The organism is Pseudooceanicola marinus (genome assembly GCF_020177265.1).
Classification (GTDB): domain Bacteria; phylum Pseudomonadota; class Alphaproteobacteria; order Rhodobacterales; family Rhodobacteraceae; genus Pseudooceanicola; species Pseudooceanicola marinus_A.
The window spans coordinates 584,064-603,247 of the sequence record NZ_JAIVMC010000001.1; the positions used below are offsets into that span (position 1 = coordinate 584,064).

Consider the following 19,184-nt stretch of genomic DNA (forward strand, 5'->3'; position numbering starts at 1 on the left):
GCTGTCACGAAATGCCCTTCAGAAAGACCGACAGGCCCAGCTCGAACCTTTGGCGCCAGGCCTCCGTCTCGGGGCGGAAATTGGGATCGACCAGCGCGTCGATGATCGGCAGGTGCAGCATGTCCATCAGCAAAGCCGCCGCGGCCTTCGGGTCGCTGACCTGCAGCTCTCCCCGGTCGCGCGCGCGTTCCAGCTCCGCCAGCAGCAGAGCCTGCTTGCTGCGCGGGCCCTCCTCCAGGCAGCGCCGGGCCAGGCGCGGGTGCTTCGGCGCCTCGACCACGGCCAGCCGGAACAGCGCCACCGGCAGCTCCCAGGCCTCCGCCGGGGCATCGAACCGGAACAGCAATCGGACACGTTCGGCGAACCCCAGGCTTTCATCCGGTGTCTCCTGCGCCTGCATCAGACAGGCGAAACGATCATCCAGGTAGGCCTCGAACAGGGCGTCGCGATCCTGGAACAGCATGTAGAGCGTCTGTTTCGACATCCCGGCGCGCTGCGCGATGGCCGCCATGGTCATGCCTTGCAGGCCGACCTCCTGAAAGTGGCTGTCCAGCGCCTCCAGAATGAGCGAGCGGCGCTTGTGCGAGTCAATGACGACCGGCCGCCCCTTGCGCGGGCGCTCAGGCTCTTGGCCTTCCCCGTTGCCGGTGTTCTGATCGCTTTCTGCCACACTTCCCTCCTGCACAGCCCTCTGTGCCTTCCTACAGACGAAAAGCACTTGTGAACCGCCCCGTTCAGTATTTATGAGACTGCGGAGTCTTGTATGAGAACTACCGGCACGCGCCAAGCGCTTTTCCCGGCACATCGAAAAGGAGCCGCAAATGGCCCAAGTGAGTAAAGCATCGGTCCGCGCGATCGCCTCGGCCCTTGCCCTGTCCGCCGCCCTTGCCCTGCCCCCGGCGGGGCTGATGGCCCAGGAAGGGGGCGGCGGCCAACCGCCCGCCGCCGTCACCGTCGAGACGCTGCATCCGCAGTCCCTGACGCTGACCTCCACCCTGCCCGGCCGCGTGCGCGCCGTGGCGGAGGCCGAGGTGCGGCCCCAGGTCAACGGCATCATCCTTGAACGCAACTTCAAGGAAGGCAGCATGGTCGAGGAAGGCGATGTCCTCTACCAGATCGATCCGACCACCTACGAGGCCGCGCTGGCCCAGGCCGAGGCCTCGCTGACCTCCGCCCAGGCGCAGCTGCGGGCCGCGGAACGCGATTTCGAGCGGGTGCAGGAACTGGCAGATCGTGGGATCAACAGCCAGCAGGCCATGGATGACGCCACCTCCGCGCGCGACATCGCACAGGCTCAGGTGAAGATGGCCGAAGCCGCGCTGCGCACCGCCCAGATCGAGCTGGACCACACCCAGATCCGCGCCCGCCTGTCGGGCCTCGCGGGCCTGTCCGAAGTGTCGCAGGGCGCGCTGGTCACCGCCAGCCAGTCCACGCCGCTGACCACCATCCGTCAGCTGGACACGGTGCATGTGGACGTGACCCAGTCGGCCGCCGAGCTTCTGGCCTGGCGCCGCGGCGCTGCCGACATCGGCGACGGCGCCGAGGCCGAGGTGTCGCTGACCCTCGCCGACGGCTCCGAGTTCCCGCACACCGGCCTGCTGACGGCGGCCGAGCCCCACGTGGACGAACAGACCGGCGTCGTCGTGCTGCGCATCGAGTTCCCCAACGACGAGATGATGCTGCTGCCCGGCATGTACGTTCAGGTCGAAATGCCGACCAATGCGATGGACAACGTCTATCTCGTTCCGCAGGAAGCGGTGACCCGTGACCGCCGTGGCAACCCGCAGACGCTGGTCGTCACCGCCGACAATACCGTCGAACAGCGCAGCCTGACCGTCCTGCAGGACCGTGGCAGCGACTGGGTCGTGACCGAGGGCGTGAATGATGGCGACCGCGTCATCGTCGCCGGCCTGCAAAGCGCCTCCCCCGGCGCCACGGTCTCCCCCCAGGAACGCGCCGCCGACGGCGAAGACGCATCGGAGTAAGCCGACACCATGGCACGTTTCTTTATCGAAAGGCCCATCTTCGCATGGGTCATCTCCATCATCATCATGGGGATCGGCGTCCTGTCGATCCTCACCCTTCCGATTGCGCAGTATCCGCAGATCGCCCCGCCCTCGATCGCCGTGCGCGCGGTCTATCCGGGCGCCTCGGCGCAGACGGTGGCCAATACGGTGACACAGGTCATCGAACAGCAGATGACCGGCCTAGACGGCATGCGCTACATGTCGTCGAACTCCTCCTCCGCGGGGTCGGCATCGATCACCCTGACCTTCGAGACGGGGACGGATCCGGACATCGCCCAGGTGCAGGTGCAGAACAAGCTGTCCCAGGCCACGCCGCTGCTGCCGGAATCCGTGCAGCGCCAGGGTGTGACGGTGCAGAAATCCGCTGCCGGCTTCCTGATGGTGATCTCGCTGATCTCCCCCGACGGGACCTATGACGAGACCGACCTGGCCGACTACATGCAGACCAACTTGGTCGACGACATGTCGCGGATCGAGGGGGTGGGCTCCATCCAGGTCTTCGGCTCGCAATATGCAATGCGGATCTGGCTGGACCCGGCAAAGCTGACGTCCTACGGGCTGACGCCCTCGGACGTGACCAATGCAGTCAGCCAGGAGAACTCGCAGATCTCCGCCGGCGCCTTCGGCACCCGCCCCACCTCCGAGGGGCAGATGCTGAACGCGACCATCACCGCGCAATCGCTGCTGCAAACCCCGGAGGACTTCCGCCAGATCGTGCTGCGCGCCGAGGAAAATGGCGGGCTCGTCCTTCTGGGCGACGTGGCAGAGGTCGAAATCGGCGCCCAGGGCTATGACTTCTCGGCCACCTACAACGGCCAGCCCGCCACCGGCATGGCGATCAGCCTGGCGTCCGGCGCCAACGCGCTGGACGTGTCGGAGCGGGTCTACGAGCAGATGGAGGAATACGCCGAGTTCTTCCCCGAGGGCATCGACTACGTCATTCCCTATGACACCACGCCCTTCGTGGAGATCTCCATCGAATCCGTGATGCACACCCTGATCGAAGCCATCGTGCTGGTGTTCCTGGTGATGTATCTGTTCCTGCAGAACTTCCGCGCTACGCTGATCCCGACGCTGGCCGTGCCGGTCGTCATCCTGGGCACCTTCGGCGTGATGGCGGCCATGGGCTTCACCATTAACACGCTGACCATGCTGGCCATGGTGCTGGCCATTGGCCTGCTGGTCGATGACGCCATCGTGGTGGTCGAGAACGTCGAGCGGATCATGGAGGAGGAACACCTCTCACCGCTGGAGGCGACGCGGAAATCCATGGGCCAGATCACCGGCGCCCTGATCGGCATCGCGCTGGTCCTGTCGGCGGTGTTCGTGCCGATGGCCTTCTTCGGTGGTTCCACCGGGGTGATCTACCAGCAGTTCGCCATCACCATCGTCTCGGCCATGACCCTGTCGGTGATCGTCGCGCTGACGCTGACGCCGGCGCTTTGCGCCACGATCCTGAAGCAGGGCCACGGCACCAAGCGCGGTCTTTTCGGCGTCTTCAACCGCGGCTTCAACGCCACGACCCGTGGCTATGGCGCGCTGGTCGCCGGCATCGTGAAACGGCCCTTCCGCATGGTGCTGGTCTATGCCGCACTGGTGGCCGCCATGGCCTTCATGTTCATGCGCACCCCCACGGGCTTCCTGCCCGAGGAAGACCAGGGGATCATGTTCGTGATGATCCAGGCCCCGACCGGCGCAACGCTGGAACGGACCGAGGATGTCATCGACCGGGTCGAGGCGCACTTCCTCGAAAACGAAAGCGAGGCGGTCGAGGCGGTCTTCGGCGTGGCGGGCTTCGGCTTTGCCGGCCAGGGGCAGAACATGGGCCTGGCCTTCGTGCGGATGAAGGACTGGAGCGAGCGGGAGAATCCCGCGCTGTCGATCCAGGCCGTCGCGGGCCGTGCCTATGGCGCGCTCAGCCAGATCCAGGACGCCATGGTCTTCCCGATCGTGCCGCCGGCGGTGACGGAACTGGGTAACGCCTCGGGCTTCGACATGTACCTGCAGGCCCGTGGCGGCCAGACCCACGACGAACTGGTTGCCGCGCGCAACCAGCTTCTGGGCATGGCCTCGCAGAGCGAGCTGCTGACCGGGGTCCGTCCCAACGGGCTGGAAGACGCGGCGCAGTTCAACCTGGACATCGACTGGCGCAAGGCCGGCGCCATGGGCGTCTCTGCCGCTGACGTGTCGAACCTGCTGAACATCGCCTGGGCCGGGAGCTACGTGAACGACTTCATCGACCAGGGCCGGATTAAGCGGGTCTACGTCCAGGGCAACTCCGACAGCCGGTCCACGCCCTCGGACATCGACAAGTGGCGGGTGCGCAACGCCTCCGGCGGCCTGGTGCCCTTCGCCAACTTCGCCGAAGGCTCCTGGCAGATGGGCGCACAGGGTGTCTACCGCTACAACGGTGTGCCCGCGATGCAGATCCAGGGGAACCCGGCCGAGGGTGTCACCACCGGCGAGGCCATGGCCGAGGTGGAACGCCTGGTCGAGCAGTTGCCCGATGGCTTCGACCTGGCCTGGACCGGCCTGTCGCTGGAGGAACGGGAATCGGGGAACCAGGCGCCGCTGCTCTACGCGCTGTCCCTGGCCGCCGTCTTCCTGTCGCTGGCCGCGCTTTACGAAAGCTGGTCGATCCCCTTCGCGGTGATGCTGGCCATGCCCATCGGTGTGCTTGGCGCGCTGATCGGCGCCTGGGTGGGTGGCTTCGAAAACGGGGTCTTCTTCCAGGTGGGTCTGCTGACCGTGATCGGTCTGACCGGCAAGAACGCGATCCTGATCGTGGAATTTGCCCGAGACCGGATGGAAATGGGCGAGGATCTGATCCACGCCACGGTCGATGCCGCGAAACAGCGTTTCCGTCCGATCATCATGACCTCGATGGCTTTCTCGCTGGGCGTGGTGCCGCTGGTGCTGTCCACCGGCGCGGGCTCCGGCGGTCGGAATGCCATCGGCTCCGGCGTGCTGGGGGGCACCATCTCCTCCTCCGTGCTGGGGATCCTGCTGGTGCCGCTGTTCTTCGTGGTGGTGATCCGCCTCTTCACCCGGAAAAAGCACAAGCCGAGCTGACCCCGGCACTGACAGACCAGACATGCGAAAGGGCCGGTGATTTCACCGGCCCTTTTGCTTTGCGACAATCGCCCCGGGTACTGCCCGATCCACTCGGTCGGCGCCCCAGGGGGGGCGCAGGCGACGGCCACGAAAAAGGCGCGGCCCCCGAGGGGCACCGCGCCGATCCGTCATTCCGCAATGTCGCGCGCCTCAGTCCTTGCGGCGCGGCTTGTCATTGGCCCCGACGAAGCCCTTGCCCTTCGGCTTGCCGCCCCCGGGCTTTCCGTCGGCCTTGCCGCCCGGCTTGCCCCAGACACGGCCTTCGGATTTCGGACCGGGCTTGCCACCGAACTTGGCGCCACCGGGTTTGCCACCCGGCTTGCCGCCGAACTTGGCACCGCCGGGCTTACCTGCGGGTTTGCCACCAAACTTCGCCCCGGGCTTGCCGCCCGGCTTGCCCTTGCCGAAGACCGCGCCCTCGGTCCGTTCGCGCAGCGCGTCGGACTTGGCACCATCCTTGTGGCGCGCTTTGCGGTCCCGCGGCGGGCCGGCGCGTTCGGAAGGATTGGAGAAGCTGGCCGACTTGCGCGGCGCCGCGTCACGATCCTCGCGCGGCTTGCGGGGCTTGTCGTCGAACCGGTCGCCCTTGGGCTTGTCGAAGCGGGGTTTGTCGCCACGCGGCTTGTCCCCCCGGGGCTTGTCGAAACGATCACCGCGCGGCTTGTCGCCGAACCGGTCACCCTTCGGCTTTCCGCTGAACTTGCCGCCACCCTCCGGGCGCGCGCCGCTGTTGCGCTGGCGCGGGGCGAAGGTCGGCACGCCCTCCACGGTGCGGACGCTGACGCCCTCTTCCAGGACATTGTCGGCGCCGAGGCTGGACAGGAAGCCCTCGACCGCAGGCTCGGCCAGCTCGACGAAGGTCTCGCTGTCCTGCACACGGATGGCCCCGATCTGGGTCTTGTCCAGGCCCCCGGCACGGCACAGCAGCGGCAGCAGCCAGCGGGCCTCGGCGCGGTCGTTCTGGCCGACCGACAGGGCGAACCAGCGGCTGGGACCGAAGTCCTGCGCCGGGCGCTTTTCGGGCTTGGCATCGGGCGCGCGCAGCTCTTCCGGCGCGGCCTGACGTTCCTGGTAAAGACGCAGGTAGGCGGCGGCGATGGCTTCCGGCCCGTGGCGTTCCAGCAGGCGCGCGGCAAAGGCGGCCTGTTCCTCGGTCGGGGCCTGCGCCCAGGCGGGATCGTCCATCAGGCGGGTCTCATCCGCCGCCTGGATATCCTCGGCCGAGGGCGCCTCGGTCCATTCGGCGGTGATCTTGGCCCACTTCAGCAGGCGCGTCGCCTTGCCGGTGGCCTTGGGCGGCACGATCAGGGCGGAAATACCCTTGCGCCCGGCCCGGCCCGTGCGGCCCGAACGGTGCAGCAGGCTTTCGGTGTTCGTCGGCAGGTCGGCGTGGATCACCAGTTGCAGGTTCGGCAGGTCGATGCCGCGAGCGGCCACATCGGTGGCCACGCAGACGCGGGCGCGGCCGTCGCGCATGGCCTGCAGGGCATGGGTCCGCTCGCTCTGGCTCAGCTCGCCCGACAGGCTGACGGTCGCCAGGCCGCGGTTTGTCAGCCGCGCGGTCAGGTGATTGACGGCGGCGCGGGTGTTGGCAAAGACGATGGCGCCCTTGTCGTGGTGGAACCGCAGCAGGTTGAAAATGGCGGCCTCGCCGTCACCCTGGGCCACGCGGACCGCCTCATAGGCGATGTCGGCGTGCTGGGTGGCGCCGGTCAGGGTGCTGACCCGCTGCGCATCGGTCTGGAACTGCTCCGCCAGCTTGACGATCATCGGCGGCACGGTGGCCGAGAAGAGCAGCGTGCGGCGCCCCTCGGGCGCCTCGCCCAGGATGTATTCCAGGTCATCGCGGAAGCCGAGGTCGAGCATCTCGTCGGCCTCGTCCAGGACCACGGCGCGGATGTCGCCGAGATCCAGCGAGTTCCGCTCGATATGGTCACGCAGACGCCCCGGGGTGCCGACGACGATATGGGCGCCGCGTTCCAACGCGCGCCGTTCCTGGCGCATGTCCATGCCGCCCACGCAGGAGGCCACCACGGCGCCGGTCTTGGCGTAAAGCCACTCCAGTTCGGAGCGCACCTGGAAGGCCAGTTCGCGCGTCGGCGCGACGATCAGCGCCAGCGGCAGCGCGGCGGGGCCGAACCGTTCGGCCTCCCCCAGCAGGGTCGGTGCGATGGCCAGGCCGAACCCCACCGTCTTGCCCGAGCCGGTCTGAGCGGAGACGAGCAGGTCGGACGCCACCAGCTCGGGCGCGCTGACGGCCTCCTGCACGGGGGTCAGCTGGTCGTATCCGCGCTCGGCGAGCGCTTCGGACAGGGAAGAGATCATAGGGAGAGGTCCATGGGCAGAGCGACGGCACGAGGGCGTCGCGTAAAAGAGGCCTGTTGGGGCTGAAGCTCCGCCCTATAAGGCCCCGCGCGTAACAAGTATATGGGTAAAGCGCGGAAAATCGGCCTTTTCTGCCGCGACGCGGCGGGAAAAGGGTCCGATCCCGGTAAAATGGCCCTTTCGGGCGCCCGGGGCGGGCGCCATCCCGCGCCCAGCCCCAGCCGACGCCCGGTCAGAAGCCGCTGACGCCCGGCAGCCAGGTCGACAGGATCGGCACGAAGGTAATCAGCATCAACGCCCCGAAAAGCGCAACGAAGAAGGGCGGCATTTCCCGGATCAGCGCCGAGGGTTTCAGCTTCACCGTCGAGGAGACGACGAAGATCAGGCTGCCCACGGGCGGCGTCGTCAGGCCAAGCGTCAGGTTCACGATGACGATGATGGCGAAATGGTTCGGGTCGATGCCAAGCGCCAGCGCGATCGGGGCCAGGATCGGCACCAGGATCATCACGCCGGGCAGCGGATCCATGAACAGGCCGAAGATCAGCAGCAGCACGTTGACGGCCAGCAGGAAGACGATCGGCGACAGGTCCCAGGCGATGATCGTCTCGGCCAGGAACTGCGGCACGCCCTCGATGATCAGCACCCAGGCGAAGGCGCGCGCGGCGCCTAGGATCAGCAGCACGGCAGTGGCCGTCAGCGCCGCGCGCAGCACGATCTGCGGCAGGTCGCGCAGTTTCAGCGAGCGGTAGACGAACATGCCCACGACCAGGGCGTAGAAGACGGCGATCACCGAGGCTTCGGTCGGGGTGAAAATGCCGAAGCGGATGCCGCCGACGATCAGCACGATCAGCAGAAGCGCCGGGATGGCATAGACGAAGATGCGGAAGATCTCGGCCAGGCCGGGCATCGGCGCGCCGCTGACATAGCCGCGGCGGTGGCTGACATAACCGTTGGCCAGCAGCACCAGCAGCGTGATCAACACGCCCGGCAGCACACCCGCCATGAACAGCGACCCGACGGAGACCTCCTGATCCTGCATGGCGTAGATGATCATGGTGATCGACGGCGGGATGATCGGCCCCACGACGGAGCTGGCGATGGTCAGCGCGCCCGCATAGCTGCGGTCATAGCCGCCCTTTTCCATCATGCGGATCATCATCGAGCCGGGGCCCGCCGCGTCGGCCAGGGCCGAGCCCGAGATGCCCGCGAACATGGCCGAACTGACCACGTTGGCGTGGCCCAGACCGCCCTTCAGGTGGCCGACCAGCGATTGCGCGAGGCGCAGCAGCGCCATGGTCACGGCGCCGCCGGTCATGATCTCGGCCGCGAGGATGAAGAAGGGCACGGCCAGCAGCGGGAAGCTGTCGAGGCCCGAGAACATCTCCTTCACCACCACCAGGTTGGGATAGGAGGAACCGAAGCTGAGCGCGACGAAAACGGCGATGGACATGGCGAAGGCCACGGGCAGGCCGAGCGCCAGCAGGATGAACAGCGCGGGAAAGAGGATCTCAGCCATTGGCGCCCCCGGGAAGGGAGGCCTCGCCGGCCTCCTCGTCTTCAAGATGCTTGTAGGCGCCCGCCGTGATGAAGGGATGCGCGATCAGCAGCAGGTGCAGGATCATCAGGCCGAAGCCCACGGGCATGGCGGCGTAGATGTAGAGGAACGGCAGGCGCAGCGCCGGCGTCACCTGGTATTGCATCCGCTGGGCGTATTGCATCCCCACCCAGACCATGAAGCCGAAGAAGATCAGCAGGCCCAGCACCAGCAGGCCGCGCAGGATCTTCTGGCCCATCTGCGGCAGCGCATCCTGCAGGTTGGTAATCGCCACGTGGCCGCCGGTGCGCAGCACCAGCCCCGCCCCGCTGAAGGTCATCCAGATCATCAGGTAGCGCGCCGCCTCGTCCGCCCAGGGCAGCGAATGGCCCGTCAGGTAGCGCAGCGAGATGTTGGCGCCGACGATCACCGTCATCGCGGTCAGCATCAGGATCAGCGCCCAGCCGTTGAGGGCGACGAAGATATGTTCCAGCTTCTTCACAGGGGGCCTCGGGCAGAGATGCCGGCGCCCCGGAGGGCGCCGGCGATCAGGGTTACTCGTAGTTCACGATCGACTGGACCAGGTCCTCGCCGTAGGTTTCGTAATAGCCTTCGTAGGCGGCTTCGATGGAGGCCTGGAACGCGGCCTTTTCCTCGGCCGTCAGCTCGTTCACTTCCATGCCACGTTCCTTCAGCGTCTCGACGCCGGAGGTTTCGACCTCATCGACGAAGCCGCGCATCGCGGCGCCGGCTTCGACCGCCGCCTTGTCGAACGCGGCTTTCTGGTCATCATCCAGGCCTTCCCAGAAGGGACGCGACACCAGGATCATGGCAGGCGAATAGACGTGGCCCGACAGGGTCAGGTACTTCTGCACCTCGTTCAGCTTCACCGAGACGATCACCGACAGCGGGTTTTCCTGACCGTCGATCACGCCCTGCTGCAGCGAGGAGATCACCTCGGGCCAGGCCATCGGGGTCGGCGCCGCGCCCATGGCGTTGAAGGCCGCCAGGTGCACCGGGTTTTCCATCGTGCGGATCTTCAGCCCGGCCACGTCCTCGGGGGTGTGGATCGGGTTGCGGTTGTTGGTGATGTGGCGGAAGCCCTGCTCGCCCCAGGCCAGGCCGTGCAGACCGACGTCGTCGAACTTGGCCAGGATCTCCTGGCCGATCGGGCCGTCCAGCACGCCGCGCGCGTGGTCGAAGCCGCTGAACAGGAAGGGAATGTCGAAGACACCGGTTTCCGGCACGAAGTTGGCCAGGGTGCCCGAGGACACGATGGTCGCCTCGATGGTGCCCAGTTGCAGGCCCTCGATCACTTCACGCTCGCCGCCCAGGCCGGAGGACGGGAAATGGGTGAAGGTGAAATCGTCGCCGGTCTCTTCCAGCACCACCTCTTCGAAGGTGGCAGCGGCGACGCCGTAATGGCTGTCTTCCGCCAGGGCGTAGCCGATCTTCACCTCGGTCTGGGCCGCAGCCGGCAGCGCGAAGGCAACAAGGGCGCTGGTGGCAAGCAGCCCGCGGGTCACGATGGTCATTGGGTTTCCTCCCTTGGAACTCTGCTCTGCAGCGCCCGGAGGGGCGCCGCAGATCCGACGGGATACGTACCACACCGGACGGCGAGGAAAACCCCGCCGTTCAGGTTTTCGGCAACTTTCGAAAGAATTTTACAAGCTCCGGGACATAGGCTTGCGCATGACCCGCCTCCACGGTTGCAGAAAGTGCCGAGGAAATGCCGTCCGCGATGGTCTGCTGGGCGCCTGCGGCCTCGGACATGGCGCGGTAGTAGTCGATGTCCTTCTGCGCGTTGGCCACGGCGAAGGGCAGCGCGTCGCGGTTGCCTTCGGTGATGTAGGGCGCCAGCCGGTCCAGCGCGGCGGAGGCGCCGCCGCCGGTGGCCAGGACATTGACGAAGGCCTGCGGGTCGACGCCCGCATCCGCGGCCTGGGCCGCAGCCTCGGCCAGCAGGGTCATGAAGCCCACGGAGACGTAGTTGTGCAGCAGCTTCATCCGGTGGCCGTGACCGAGCGGGCCGACATGCTCCACCGCCTCGGTGAAGGACGCCAGCACGGGGCGGACCTGCTCCAGCACCTCGACCTCGCCGCCGACCAGCAGGTTCAGCGTGCCGGCATGGGCATGGGTGGCGGTGCGCGTCATCGGCGCGTCCAGGTAGTGGGCGCCGGCCTTGGCCACGATCTCGCCCATGCGCTGCGTCGACTCGGGCAGCGCGGTGGAGCAATCGACGACCACGGCACCGGGTTTCAGCGCCTCGACCAGACCGTCCTTGCCGCTGACGATGGCCTCCACCTGGGGCGAGCCGGTCACGCAGAGGATGATGACATCCGACACCGCCGCCACCTCGGCCGGGGTGGCGCAGGGCGTGGCGCCCATCCCGGTGATCTCGTCTACCGGCTGATTGCCCGGGTGATCCAGGAAGCTCAGGGGGAAGCCGCCGCGCCCCAGGACGTTGCGGGCGATGCCATGGCCCATGAGGCCGACGCCGATGATACCGACATGCATGTGATTTCTCCTCGTTCTGGCGCGGGTTCCCGGGGCGTCCCGGGGCCGGCGCGATCGGGGGCGCGCCGCTTCGGCCCGCCCCCTGCTGTCTTGCGGCAGGGCGGTGCTCCTGCCCGGATCCCTGTGCGCGCAGCCGCGCCAGGGCGGCGATCAGTCCGCGTTGATCCAGATCGCCTTGGTATCCAGGTACTCCTCCACGTGCTGCAGCCCGCCTTCGCGGCCATAGCCCGACATCTTCATGCCGCCGAAGGGCACGGCGGGGTCGATGGCGTGGTACATGTTCACCCAGACCGACCCGGCCTTCAGGCGGTGCGCCAGCTTGTGCGCGGTGCCCAGATGGGTCGAAAAGATCCCGGCGGCCAGGCCGTAGGGCGTGGCATTGGCGCGGTCCACCACCTCATCCAGCGTGTCGAAAGGCATGGCGGAGATCACGGGGCCGAAGATTTCCTCCCGCGCGATGGTCATCTCGTCCGTCACGCCGCCGAAAACCGTCGGGTGGAAGAAGTGTCCGCCGGCGAAGTCGTCGCCCGCGACGCGGTTGCCGCCCGTCAGGATCTCGGCGCCCTCGTTCGGGCCGACCGACAGGTAGCCCTCGATCCGTTCCGCCTGGCGGGCGGAGATGATCGGGCCGATGTCGGTGCCTTCCTGGATGCCGTGGCCGATGCGCAGGTTCGCGGCATAGTCGGCGACGCGGCGGGTGAACTCGTCATGGATCTCGCGCGCCACGAAGAGGCGCGAGCCCGCGATGCAGATCTGGCCCGAGTTGGCGAAGACGGCCATGGCGGCGACCGGCACGGCCTTCTCGATATCGGCATCGCGGCAGACGATCACGGGCGACTTGCCGCCCAGCTCCAGCGAGACGTGCTTCAGGTTGCCGGTGGCGGCACGGGCGATGGCCTGGCCGGTGGCGGTGGAGCCGGTGAAGACGATCTTGTCGACGCCCGGGTGTTCGGCCAGCGCCGCGCCCGCATCCGCGCCGTAGCCGGTGACGATGTTCAGCACGCCGTCCGGCAGGCCGCACTCCTGCATGATCCGCGCGATCATCAGCACGGTCAGCGAGGCCTCCTCGGAGGGTTTCAGCACCACGGTACAGCCGGTGGCGATGGCCGGGGCGATCTTCCAGATGGAGCCGGCGATCGGCGCGTTCCAGGGGATGATCGCGCCGACGACCCCGATGGGTTCGCGCACGGTCTGGGAATAGATCTCTCCGGGGAAGGAGTTGCCGATGGTCTGGCCATGGATCGACACCGCCTGGCCCGCGTAGAAGCGCAGCATGCCCAGCACCCGGCGGCTGTTGCCCAGGGTCCGCTGGATCGGCATGCCCATGTCGAGGGTATCCGACAGGCACAGGCTTTCCCACTCGGCCTCGAACTTCTCGGCGATCTTCAGCAGGAGATTCTGACGCTCGAAGGGGGTCCACTTGGCCCAGGGGCCTTCGAAGGCGCGGCGCGCGGCGCCGACGGCCGCGTCGATATCAGCCTTGCTGCCCTTGGGCACGGTGGCCAGCAGGGTGCCATCGGCGGGGTTGCGGGCGTCGAAGGTCTCGCCCGTCTGCGCCTCGATCCATTTACCGTCAATGAACATCGGGCGGAAGCCGCCGTCGTAAAGCTCTGCTGCCGCAGTGGTCCAGTCTTTCATCGTCTTTCCTTCCGTCTCGCGACGCGCCCGGCGTGCAGGCACCCCGCCGACGGACGCCGGACGGGGTCGTATGCACACGGGGCTTCTCCGCGTCATCTCTAAGCAGAGCGGCGACAGATTGACCAGAGCAAAGCGGGCCCCCGGCCCGACCGCCCTGCCCCTCAGCCGCGCGCGGCGCGCCAGGCGGCCAGGGCTTCGGGCTCGTCGGTCTGGAAGACGGTCACCCCCGCCTCCATCAGCGCGCCCCAGATGCCGTCGGGGTCGGTCAGCGCCGCCGCGTCGGTCAGCCCGCATTGCGCGACGGGCGTCAGCGTATTGACCCACAGGGTCAGACCTGCCGCCTCAAACGCGGCGCGGTTGTCGGTGATGGTGGACAGGGCGTCGAACTCGGTCTCGACGATGCGGGCGCCGGTGCGGGCCAGGCGGGCGATGTGCCGGGCCACCGTGTCGGCGGTGAAGCGGGTCATCGGCATGACCATCACGCCGTATTGCGCCTCCAGCGCCGCCAAGCGTTCGGCGTCGGCATCGCTGTGCAGGGGGACCTTGATGTCGACGTAATCCTGCATGCCGGCGGCGGCGATGGCGGCGCCTGCGGCCTCCATGTTCTGCTCGGGCGATTTCACGTCCACGTCCAGGTAGATGCGTCCGTGCGCGGCCACCAGCGCCTCTTGCAGGGTCGGGATCCGGTGCGCGGTCGGGCCGGCATCGCCCTGCCCGTCGCCTGCCCGAAGCGCCAGGGTGCTCAGCTCGGCCCAGCTCAGCGACTGGGCCGCCACCTCGTGGCCGGTCATCCGCGTCAGCGCCTCGTCATGCATCAGGAACAGCACGCCGTCGGCGCAGCATTGCACGTCGATCTCGACCACCTCATAGCCCGCCTCGGCGGCCCGAAGGATGGAAGCCACGCTGTTTTCCGGCGCCAAGTGCCAGGCGCCCCGATGGGCGATGATGGCCGGGCGAAGCGGCAGGTCGGACACGAAATCACGGTAGGTTTTCACGGGCTTTTGCTTTCGATGGGAGTGATGGAGGCGGGCGGCAGCTCAGCCCAGGGTGACCCAGAGGGGCCAGTGGTCCGAGCCTGTGGCGTCGGTGTCGATCCGCGCGCTGCGGACCTGCGGCGCCAGATCGGGGGTCAGCAGGCAATGGTCGATCCGTGTGCCGCCCTTTTGCGAGGTCGCGCCGGACGCCTCGGGCTGACCGGCGGCGACCCAGGCATCGATAAGACCGTCGCGCGGGCTGAGGCGGCCATGGCGCGGCACCACGGGACCGCAGAGCGCGGCATATTCGGCGCTGTCATGGGTGAAATTCAGATCGCCCATCAGGATGGCGGCAGCGGGCATGGGCGGCTCGGCCTCCTCAATCCAGCCGCCGTCAGAATCGGGATGGCCGCCACACCATGCGCCCCCCTCGGCGGGCGTACGGGCCAGGATAGCGCGGATCGCCTCGACCTGCGGCAGGCGCGTGACGGCGCCCAGATGGCTGAGGTGGGCGGAATAGAACCGAATGGGGCCAAGGGGCGTGGCGATCACCGCCTCCAGCATCCCCTGCTGGATCGAGTGGTGCCGCCGGTCACCCCATTTCGGCAGCAGGTGGTTGCGGCTGGACAGGATGGGCCAACGCGACAGGATCATCGTGCCGAACTGCTTGCGGCGGGAGATCACGCGGGTGCCGTCATCCTGGCTGGCATCCATGTCGAGGTTCGCCCCGTAAACCCAGTGGTGGCGCGGCAGCGCGTCGGCCAGAACCGCGGGCCCGTCCACCATGCCAGAGCGTTGCCAGAAGCGATCGACCTCCTGCAGGGCGATCACGTCGGCGCCCGCGACCTCACCGGCGATGCGGGCCAGATCGTAGCGGCCATCGGCGCCCAGGCCGTACTGGATGTTGTAGGAGACAAGCTTCACGTTCGGGGTCCCGGAATGAAAACGCCGCCCGAGCCAGGGACACGGGCGGCGCAAGGAGTCTTAGCGTTCGAGCGCGACGTGCTCGATGAAGGCCTGGCGCAGTTCGGTGTTGAACGGGTTGGCCGGCGAGCTGACGGCGCGGGCGCGCATGTCATTGGGGATCAGCGCGTGGCTGTCGTCAGCGGCAGAGTTCATCGGCGCGGCGCCGAAGACCTCATTGAAGCGGGTCTGGGTTTCCGGGCTCGACACCCAGTTCAGGAAGACCAGCGCGGCGGCAGGATGCGGCGCGTTGGCGGGGATCACGTTGATGTTGCCACCGCCGGTCATGCCGAACTCGGGGATGTAGAACTTGATGCGGTCCGACACTTCCTTTTCCCCCTGCAGCTTGAACAGGTGGTCTTCCCAGGCGGGAACCAGGGCGAACTCGCGGTTGGACAGGCGGATCAGGCTGTCGGTGTTCGACGCGGTGATGATGTAGCCGTCGGTGTGGTCGAGGAAGAAATCCCAGGCCGGTTGCAGCGCGTCCATCTTCTCCTCGGTGACCTTACCGGAGGTGAAATCGGCGTCGGTCAGGTTGCGCGCGACATGGGTGAAGAACGAGGGGCCGGAGCCGCCGTTTTCGTAGTTGAAGCCGAAGCGGCCCGGGTTGGCGTCCCAGTAGGCGGCGAAGTCCTCGACGCTCTGCGGCAGGTCGGCCTCGTCGATTGCTTCGGGGTCGTAGGCGATACCGGTCTGGTTGCCCCAGTAGGCCCAGCCATAGCCCTGGCCGTCGAAGCCACCGACCTCGGTGGTCATGGTGGCGGCATTGGGCAGCACGTCGTTCAGCGGACCGACGAGGTTTTCCTGCTTGAACAGCTCGATCCGGTCGGCGCCCATGGCCAGCAGGTCGACGTCACCGCTCTCGCGGCCGGTTTCGGCCAGCACCTTGTCGATGTTGCCCTCGTGGGTGCCCTCGGGGATCATCACCTCGATACCGTATTCGGCGGTGAAAGCCTCGGCCAGTTCACGGTAGCGCGGCTGGAAGTACCAGACGAACCAGTTGACCGAACCTTCGTCCTTGGCCTGGGCGACGATGTCGTCCCAGGATTTGGACAGCAGGTCGTTCTGGTCCTGGGCCTGGGCGCCGGAGGCGAGGCCAATGGCGGTGGCGGCGACAAGAAGTTTGCGAAGCATCAGAAAGGTCCTTTTCAGACGGTTTGATGAAGTGTGGTGAAGGAGGCGGGGGTCATCCCTTGACGCCGGTCTGCGCCGGGTTGGCCGATTTCAGCAGCCGCTCCAGCCCGAGCATCAGAAGGACATTGGGGATCACCAGGACGAGGCTGACGACAGCCGCGTTCGGGCGAACGAAGTTGTATCCAAGGTAGGAATAGAGGATCGACGGAATGGTGGTGAAATTCGGCGCGCCGACGACGAAGGCCACGGCGAACTCCTCGATCGACTGGATGAAGACGATGATGAGAGAGGCCAGGATGCCCGGTGCCAGCGCGGGCCAGTAGGCCACGCGGAACCGCGCCCAGGGGCTGGCGCCCAGATCGCGGGCCGCATCCACCAGATCCAGGCGCACATTGGAAAAGGCCACGGTCATCAGCCGGATGGCGTAGGGCAGGAACAGCACCGAATGGGCCAGCAGGATCGACAGGAAGCGCGAGTAGATCCCCAAAGAGAAGATCAGCGCCGAGAAGAAGATCGCCAGCACGAAGCCCGGGATCACCAGCGGCAGCAGGGTCAGCACCTGGGCCGCGCCCTTGCCCGGAAAGTCGTAGCGGGCGAAGGCATAGGCCGTGGGAGAGGCCAGGATCAGCGTGGTCACCGCCACCGTCGGCGCTAGGATGTAGGAATTGCGCAGCGCCATGGGCAGCGAGGTGGTGTTCCAGACCTCGATCCAGCGCGCAAAGGACAGCGCCGGGGGCAACACGTCGGGGTATTCCCAGCGAACCGAGGGATCCAGCAGCGACCACAGCACGGCCATGCCGAAGGGCACCACCAGCCAGATCACGCAGACCAGCAGCAGGATCGCGATCAGCACGTTGGAGATGGTGAACCGGCGGAAGGCCGGGCGGCGCGGGCGCCGGGACGCGACGGGTGCGGTATCGGACAGGCTTACCATTTCAGCCCCCTCAGGGTCAGGCGGGCCAGCCCGGCCAGACCCAGGGCACCCACCAGTGCCAGGCCCATCAGGGAGACCCCCACCACGGCCGCCTGGTTCCAGCGTCCGAAGCTCGTTTTCAGAAAGACCATGTACTGCGCCATGGACTGCACGTTGGTCGGGCCCGCGGTGACCTGGAAGGCAAAGTCGCCGGCCGCGCCGATGAAGATGATGATCAGCGCCGCCTGCATGGCCTGCACCGTCAGCGGCGCGATTACCTTGCGAAAGCGCGCCAGCGGCCCGGCGCCCAGGTCGCGCGCGGCATCGACGACCTCGTCCGAGATCCCCTGCACCGCGCCGGTCAGCAGCAGCAGCGCCAGCGGCATGTTCTTCCATAGCTGCAGGAAGATGACGCCGAACCCGTTGCGGTCATTCTGGAACCGGATCGGCGCATCGGTCAGCCCGGTCCACATCAGGAACTGGTTCAGCACCCCGTGATAGGCGACCACGTTCAGGAACAGGAAGGCCGCGACCAGACCGGGCACGAAAAGCGGCGCCTTCAGCAGCGAACCGACCACCAGCGAACCACGAAAGGGTTTGCGCATCCAGATCGCCAGCGGATAGGCGATGGCGATGGAGCCGAGCGCGCTGATGATGGCGATATAGGCCGAATAGCCCAGGGACCGGCCGAACTGCTTCGACCCCAAGACGTCGCGCCAGTGGTCCAGCGAGAAGGCGCTGTCGCCCGACAGGTTGTAGTAGCCGAAGCTTTGCGCGACGGCGATGTAGAAAACCGAGCCGACCATGACGAGGATCAGCCCCAGCCCCGGCGTCAGCAGCGCCGCGATGGTGAGGGTCCGGCGCAGGGTCATGTCAGCGCGCCCCGGACGAAACGGATCTGGTCCGCGCCCAAGCGGAAGGCCACTTCGGCGCCCTCGGCCGGCGCAGCGCCCGCGACATGCAGCCGTTGCAGCCCCAGGTCGGCGTCACCCGTCGCCACGTGCAGCTCGGTATGGGCGCCCTGATAGGCCCGGTCCCGCACGACGCCGCGGATCACGTTCTCACTCGCGGCGCCGGCCTCGACCAGCTCCACGTCCTCGGGGCGCCAGCAGATGAAGGTGGCGTTGCCCGCGGGCGGCACGGCGGCGCGCAGATCTCCCAACGGGGTCTTCACCCGGCCACCGCCCATGTCCTCGAAGGGCACAAGGTTGGCTGCGCCGATGAAATCCGCGACGAAGGCGGTTTCGGGACGGGCGTAGATCTCTTCCGGGCGGCCCACCTGGTCGATGCGTCCGCCCTGCATCACCACCACCCGGTCCGACATGGCCAGGGCCTCTGACTGGTCATGTGTGACGTAGATGGCGGTGAACCCGATCTCCTTCTGCAGCGCGCGGATCTCGCGCCGGACCTGTTCGCGCAGCTTGGCATCGAGGTTCGACAGCGGCTCATCGAACAGAACCACGGCAGGCCGCATCGCGAGGGCGCGCGCCAGGGCGACGCGCTGTTGCTGGCCGCCAGACAGGCGATTGGGCAGCTTGTCACGGTGCGCCTCCAGGTCCACCTGGCGCAACAGGCCTTCCAGCCGGTCGCGGCGCTCGGCCTTGGGCACGCCCGCCTGGCGCGGACCGAAGTCGATGTTCTCGGCCACCGTAAGGTGAGGGAACAGCGCGTAGGACTGGAAACACATGGCCGTGTCGCGCTTTTCCGGCGGCGCGGCGGTGACATCGGTGCCGCCGATCTCGATCGTGCCGGTGGTCGCGTCGTAGAACCCCGCCAAGGTCTTCAGAAGGGTGGTCTTGCCACAGCCCGAAGGCCCCAGAAGAGTGACAAATTCGCCGGGCTCGACCACAAGGTCGATGTCGGTCAGGGCCTGGAACCCGTCCTCGAACACCTTGCTGATCCCCTTGGCTGCCAGTGACGCCATTTTCTCCGCTTTCCTGTCCCGGAACCAGCTTCCCAGACGGGGCGATTCCAATTAACTTCACGGCGTGAATAAAATTGGCGGGTAACCCCTTGGTGACAGCGACACGAAAGATTTGTGACCC

The 19,184-nt window shown here is 67.2% G+C and carries 15 protein-coding genes; 2 read left to right on the forward strand and 13 right to left on the reverse strand.

The window, feature by feature from the left end; translation table 11 throughout:
• Nucleotides 1–4: 4 nt before the first annotated feature.
• Entirely contained in the window at nt 5–670 is a 666-nt protein-coding gene (locus tag LC066_RS02705) for a TetR/AcrR family transcriptional regulator (protein ID WP_224896431.1), read from the reverse strand.
• A gap of 151 nt (nt 671–821) precedes the next feature.
• Between LC066_RS02705 and LC066_RS02710 the strand changes: the two genes are divergently transcribed.
• Complete coding sequence (locus LC066_RS02710) at nt 822–1,985, forward strand: efflux RND transporter periplasmic adaptor subunit (RefSeq protein WP_224896432.1); 1,164 nt, start codon at nt 822–824, stop codon at nt 1,983–1,985.
• Between the two features lie 9 nt (nt 1,986–1,994).
• Nucleotides 1,995–5,099: an efflux RND transporter permease subunit gene (locus LC066_RS02715; RefSeq protein ID WP_222474556.1), complete on the forward strand. Its 3,105-nt coding sequence runs from the start codon at nt 1,995–1,997 to the stop codon at nt 5,097–5,099.
• Nucleotides 5,100–5,291: 192 nt separating this feature from the next.
• Here LC066_RS02715 and LC066_RS02720 read toward each other — a convergent pair whose 3' ends face one another.
• From LC066_RS02720 to LC066_RS02775, 12 genes are all read right to left on the reverse strand, one after another.
• Nucleotides 5,292–7,466, reverse strand: coding sequence for a DEAD/DEAH box helicase (locus LC066_RS02720; protein WP_224896433.1), 2,175 nt, complete (start codon nt 7,464–7,466; stop codon nt 5,292–5,294).
• Between the two features lie 232 nt (nt 7,467–7,698).
• Complete coding sequence (locus tag LC066_RS02725; RefSeq protein ID WP_224896434.1) at nt 7,699–8,982, reverse strand: TRAP transporter large permease; 1,284 nt, start codon at nt 8,980–8,982, stop codon at nt 7,699–7,701.
• Nucleotides 8,975–9,502 (reverse strand): TRAP transporter small permease, encoded by a 528-nt coding sequence (locus tag LC066_RS02730; protein ID WP_085886871.1) that lies wholly within the window; start codon nt 9,500–9,502, stop codon nt 8,975–8,977. The genes LC066_RS02725 and LC066_RS02730 overlap by 8 nt, the downstream gene beginning before the upstream one ends.
• A 52-nt stretch (nt 9,503–9,554) precedes the next feature.
• Complete coding sequence (locus tag LC066_RS02735) at nt 9,555–10,535, reverse strand: TRAP transporter substrate-binding protein (protein WP_224896435.1); 981 nt, start codon at nt 10,533–10,535, stop codon at nt 9,555–9,557.
• A gap of 100 nt (nt 10,536–10,635) precedes the next feature.
• Nucleotides 10,636–11,616 (reverse strand): NAD(P)-dependent oxidoreductase, encoded by a 981-nt coding sequence (locus LC066_RS02740; protein WP_263624981.1) that lies wholly within the window; start codon nt 11,614–11,616, stop codon nt 10,636–10,638.
• Nucleotides 11,617–11,667: 51 nt separating this feature from the next.
• Nucleotides 11,668–13,155 (reverse strand): aldehyde dehydrogenase family protein, encoded by a 1,488-nt coding sequence (locus LC066_RS02745; protein WP_224896437.1) that lies wholly within the window; start codon nt 13,153–13,155, stop codon nt 11,668–11,670.
• A 161-nt stretch (nt 13,156–13,316) separates the two neighbouring features.
• Nucleotides 13,317–14,150, reverse strand: coding sequence for a glycerophosphodiester phosphodiesterase family protein (locus LC066_RS02750; RefSeq protein WP_224896438.1), 834 nt, complete (start codon nt 14,148–14,150; stop codon nt 13,317–13,319).
• Between the two features lie 42 nt (nt 14,151–14,192).
• Nucleotides 14,193–15,053 (reverse strand): endonuclease/exonuclease/phosphatase family protein, encoded by an 861-nt coding sequence (locus tag LC066_RS02755; RefSeq protein ID WP_224896439.1) that lies wholly within the window; start codon nt 15,051–15,053, stop codon nt 14,193–14,195.
• Between the two features lie 60 nt (nt 15,054–15,113).
• Nucleotides 15,114–16,226 (reverse strand): extracellular solute-binding protein, encoded by a 1,113-nt coding sequence (locus LC066_RS02760; protein ID WP_224896440.1) that lies wholly within the window; start codon nt 16,224–16,226, stop codon nt 15,114–15,116.
• 52 nt (nt 16,227–16,278) lie between these two features.
• Nucleotides 16,279–17,160, reverse strand: a complete 882-nt coding sequence (locus LC066_RS02765) for an ABC transporter permease (protein WP_222474565.1) — start codon at nt 17,158–17,160, stop codon at nt 16,279–16,281.
• Nucleotides 17,154–18,011 (reverse strand): ABC transporter permease, encoded by an 858-nt coding sequence (locus tag LC066_RS02770; protein ID WP_224896441.1) that lies wholly within the window; start codon nt 18,009–18,011, stop codon nt 17,154–17,156. Before LC066_RS02770 ends, LC066_RS02765 begins: the two co-directional genes overlap by 7 nt.
• A complete protein-coding gene (locus LC066_RS02775; RefSeq protein ID WP_224896442.1) occupies nt 18,008–19,063 on the reverse strand; it encodes an ABC transporter ATP-binding protein in 1,056 nt (351 codons plus the stop codon). Before LC066_RS02775 ends, LC066_RS02770 begins: the two co-directional genes overlap by 4 nt.
• Nucleotides 19,064–19,184: the final 121 nt, after the last annotated feature.

Bases quoted from the DNA above. Each gene is read 5' to 3' on its own strand.
- LC066_RS02710 (WP_224896432.1), top strand. From the start codon at position 822: ATGGCCCAAGTGAGTAAAGCATCGGTCCGCGCGATCGCCTCGGCCCTT.
- LC066_RS02715 (WP_222474556.1), top strand. From the start codon at position 1,995: ATGGCACGTTTCTTTATCGAAAGGCCCATCTTCGCATGGGTCATCTCC.
- LC066_RS02720 (WP_224896433.1), bottom strand. From the start codon at position 7,466: ATGATCTCTTCCCTGTCCGAAGCGCTCGCCGAGCGCGGATACGACCAG.
- LC066_RS02725 (WP_224896434.1), bottom strand. From the start codon at position 8,982: ATGGCTGAGATCCTCTTTCCCGCGCTGTTCATCCTGCTGGCGCTCGGC.
- LC066_RS02735 (WP_224896435.1), bottom strand. From the start codon at position 10,535: ATGACCATCGTGACCCGCGGGCTGCTTGCCACCAGCGCCCTTGTTGCC.
- LC066_RS02745 (WP_224896437.1), bottom strand. From the start codon at position 13,155: ATGAAAGACTGGACCACTGCGGCAGCAGAGCTTTACGACGGCGGCTTC.
- LC066_RS02760 (WP_224896440.1), bottom strand. From the start codon at position 16,226: ATGCTTCGCAAACTTCTTGTCGCCGCCACCGCCATTGGCCTCGCCTCC.
- LC066_RS02765 (WP_222474565.1), bottom strand. From the start codon at position 17,160: ATGGTAAGCCTGTCCGATACCGCACCCGTCGCGTCCCGGCGCCCGCGC.
- LC066_RS02770 (WP_224896441.1), bottom strand. From the start codon at position 18,011: ATGACCCTGCGCCGGACCCTCACCATCGCGGCGCTGCTGACGCCGGGG.
- LC066_RS02775 (WP_224896442.1), bottom strand. From the start codon at position 19,063: ATGGCGTCACTGGCAGCCAAGGGGATCAGCAAGGTGTTCGAGGACGGG.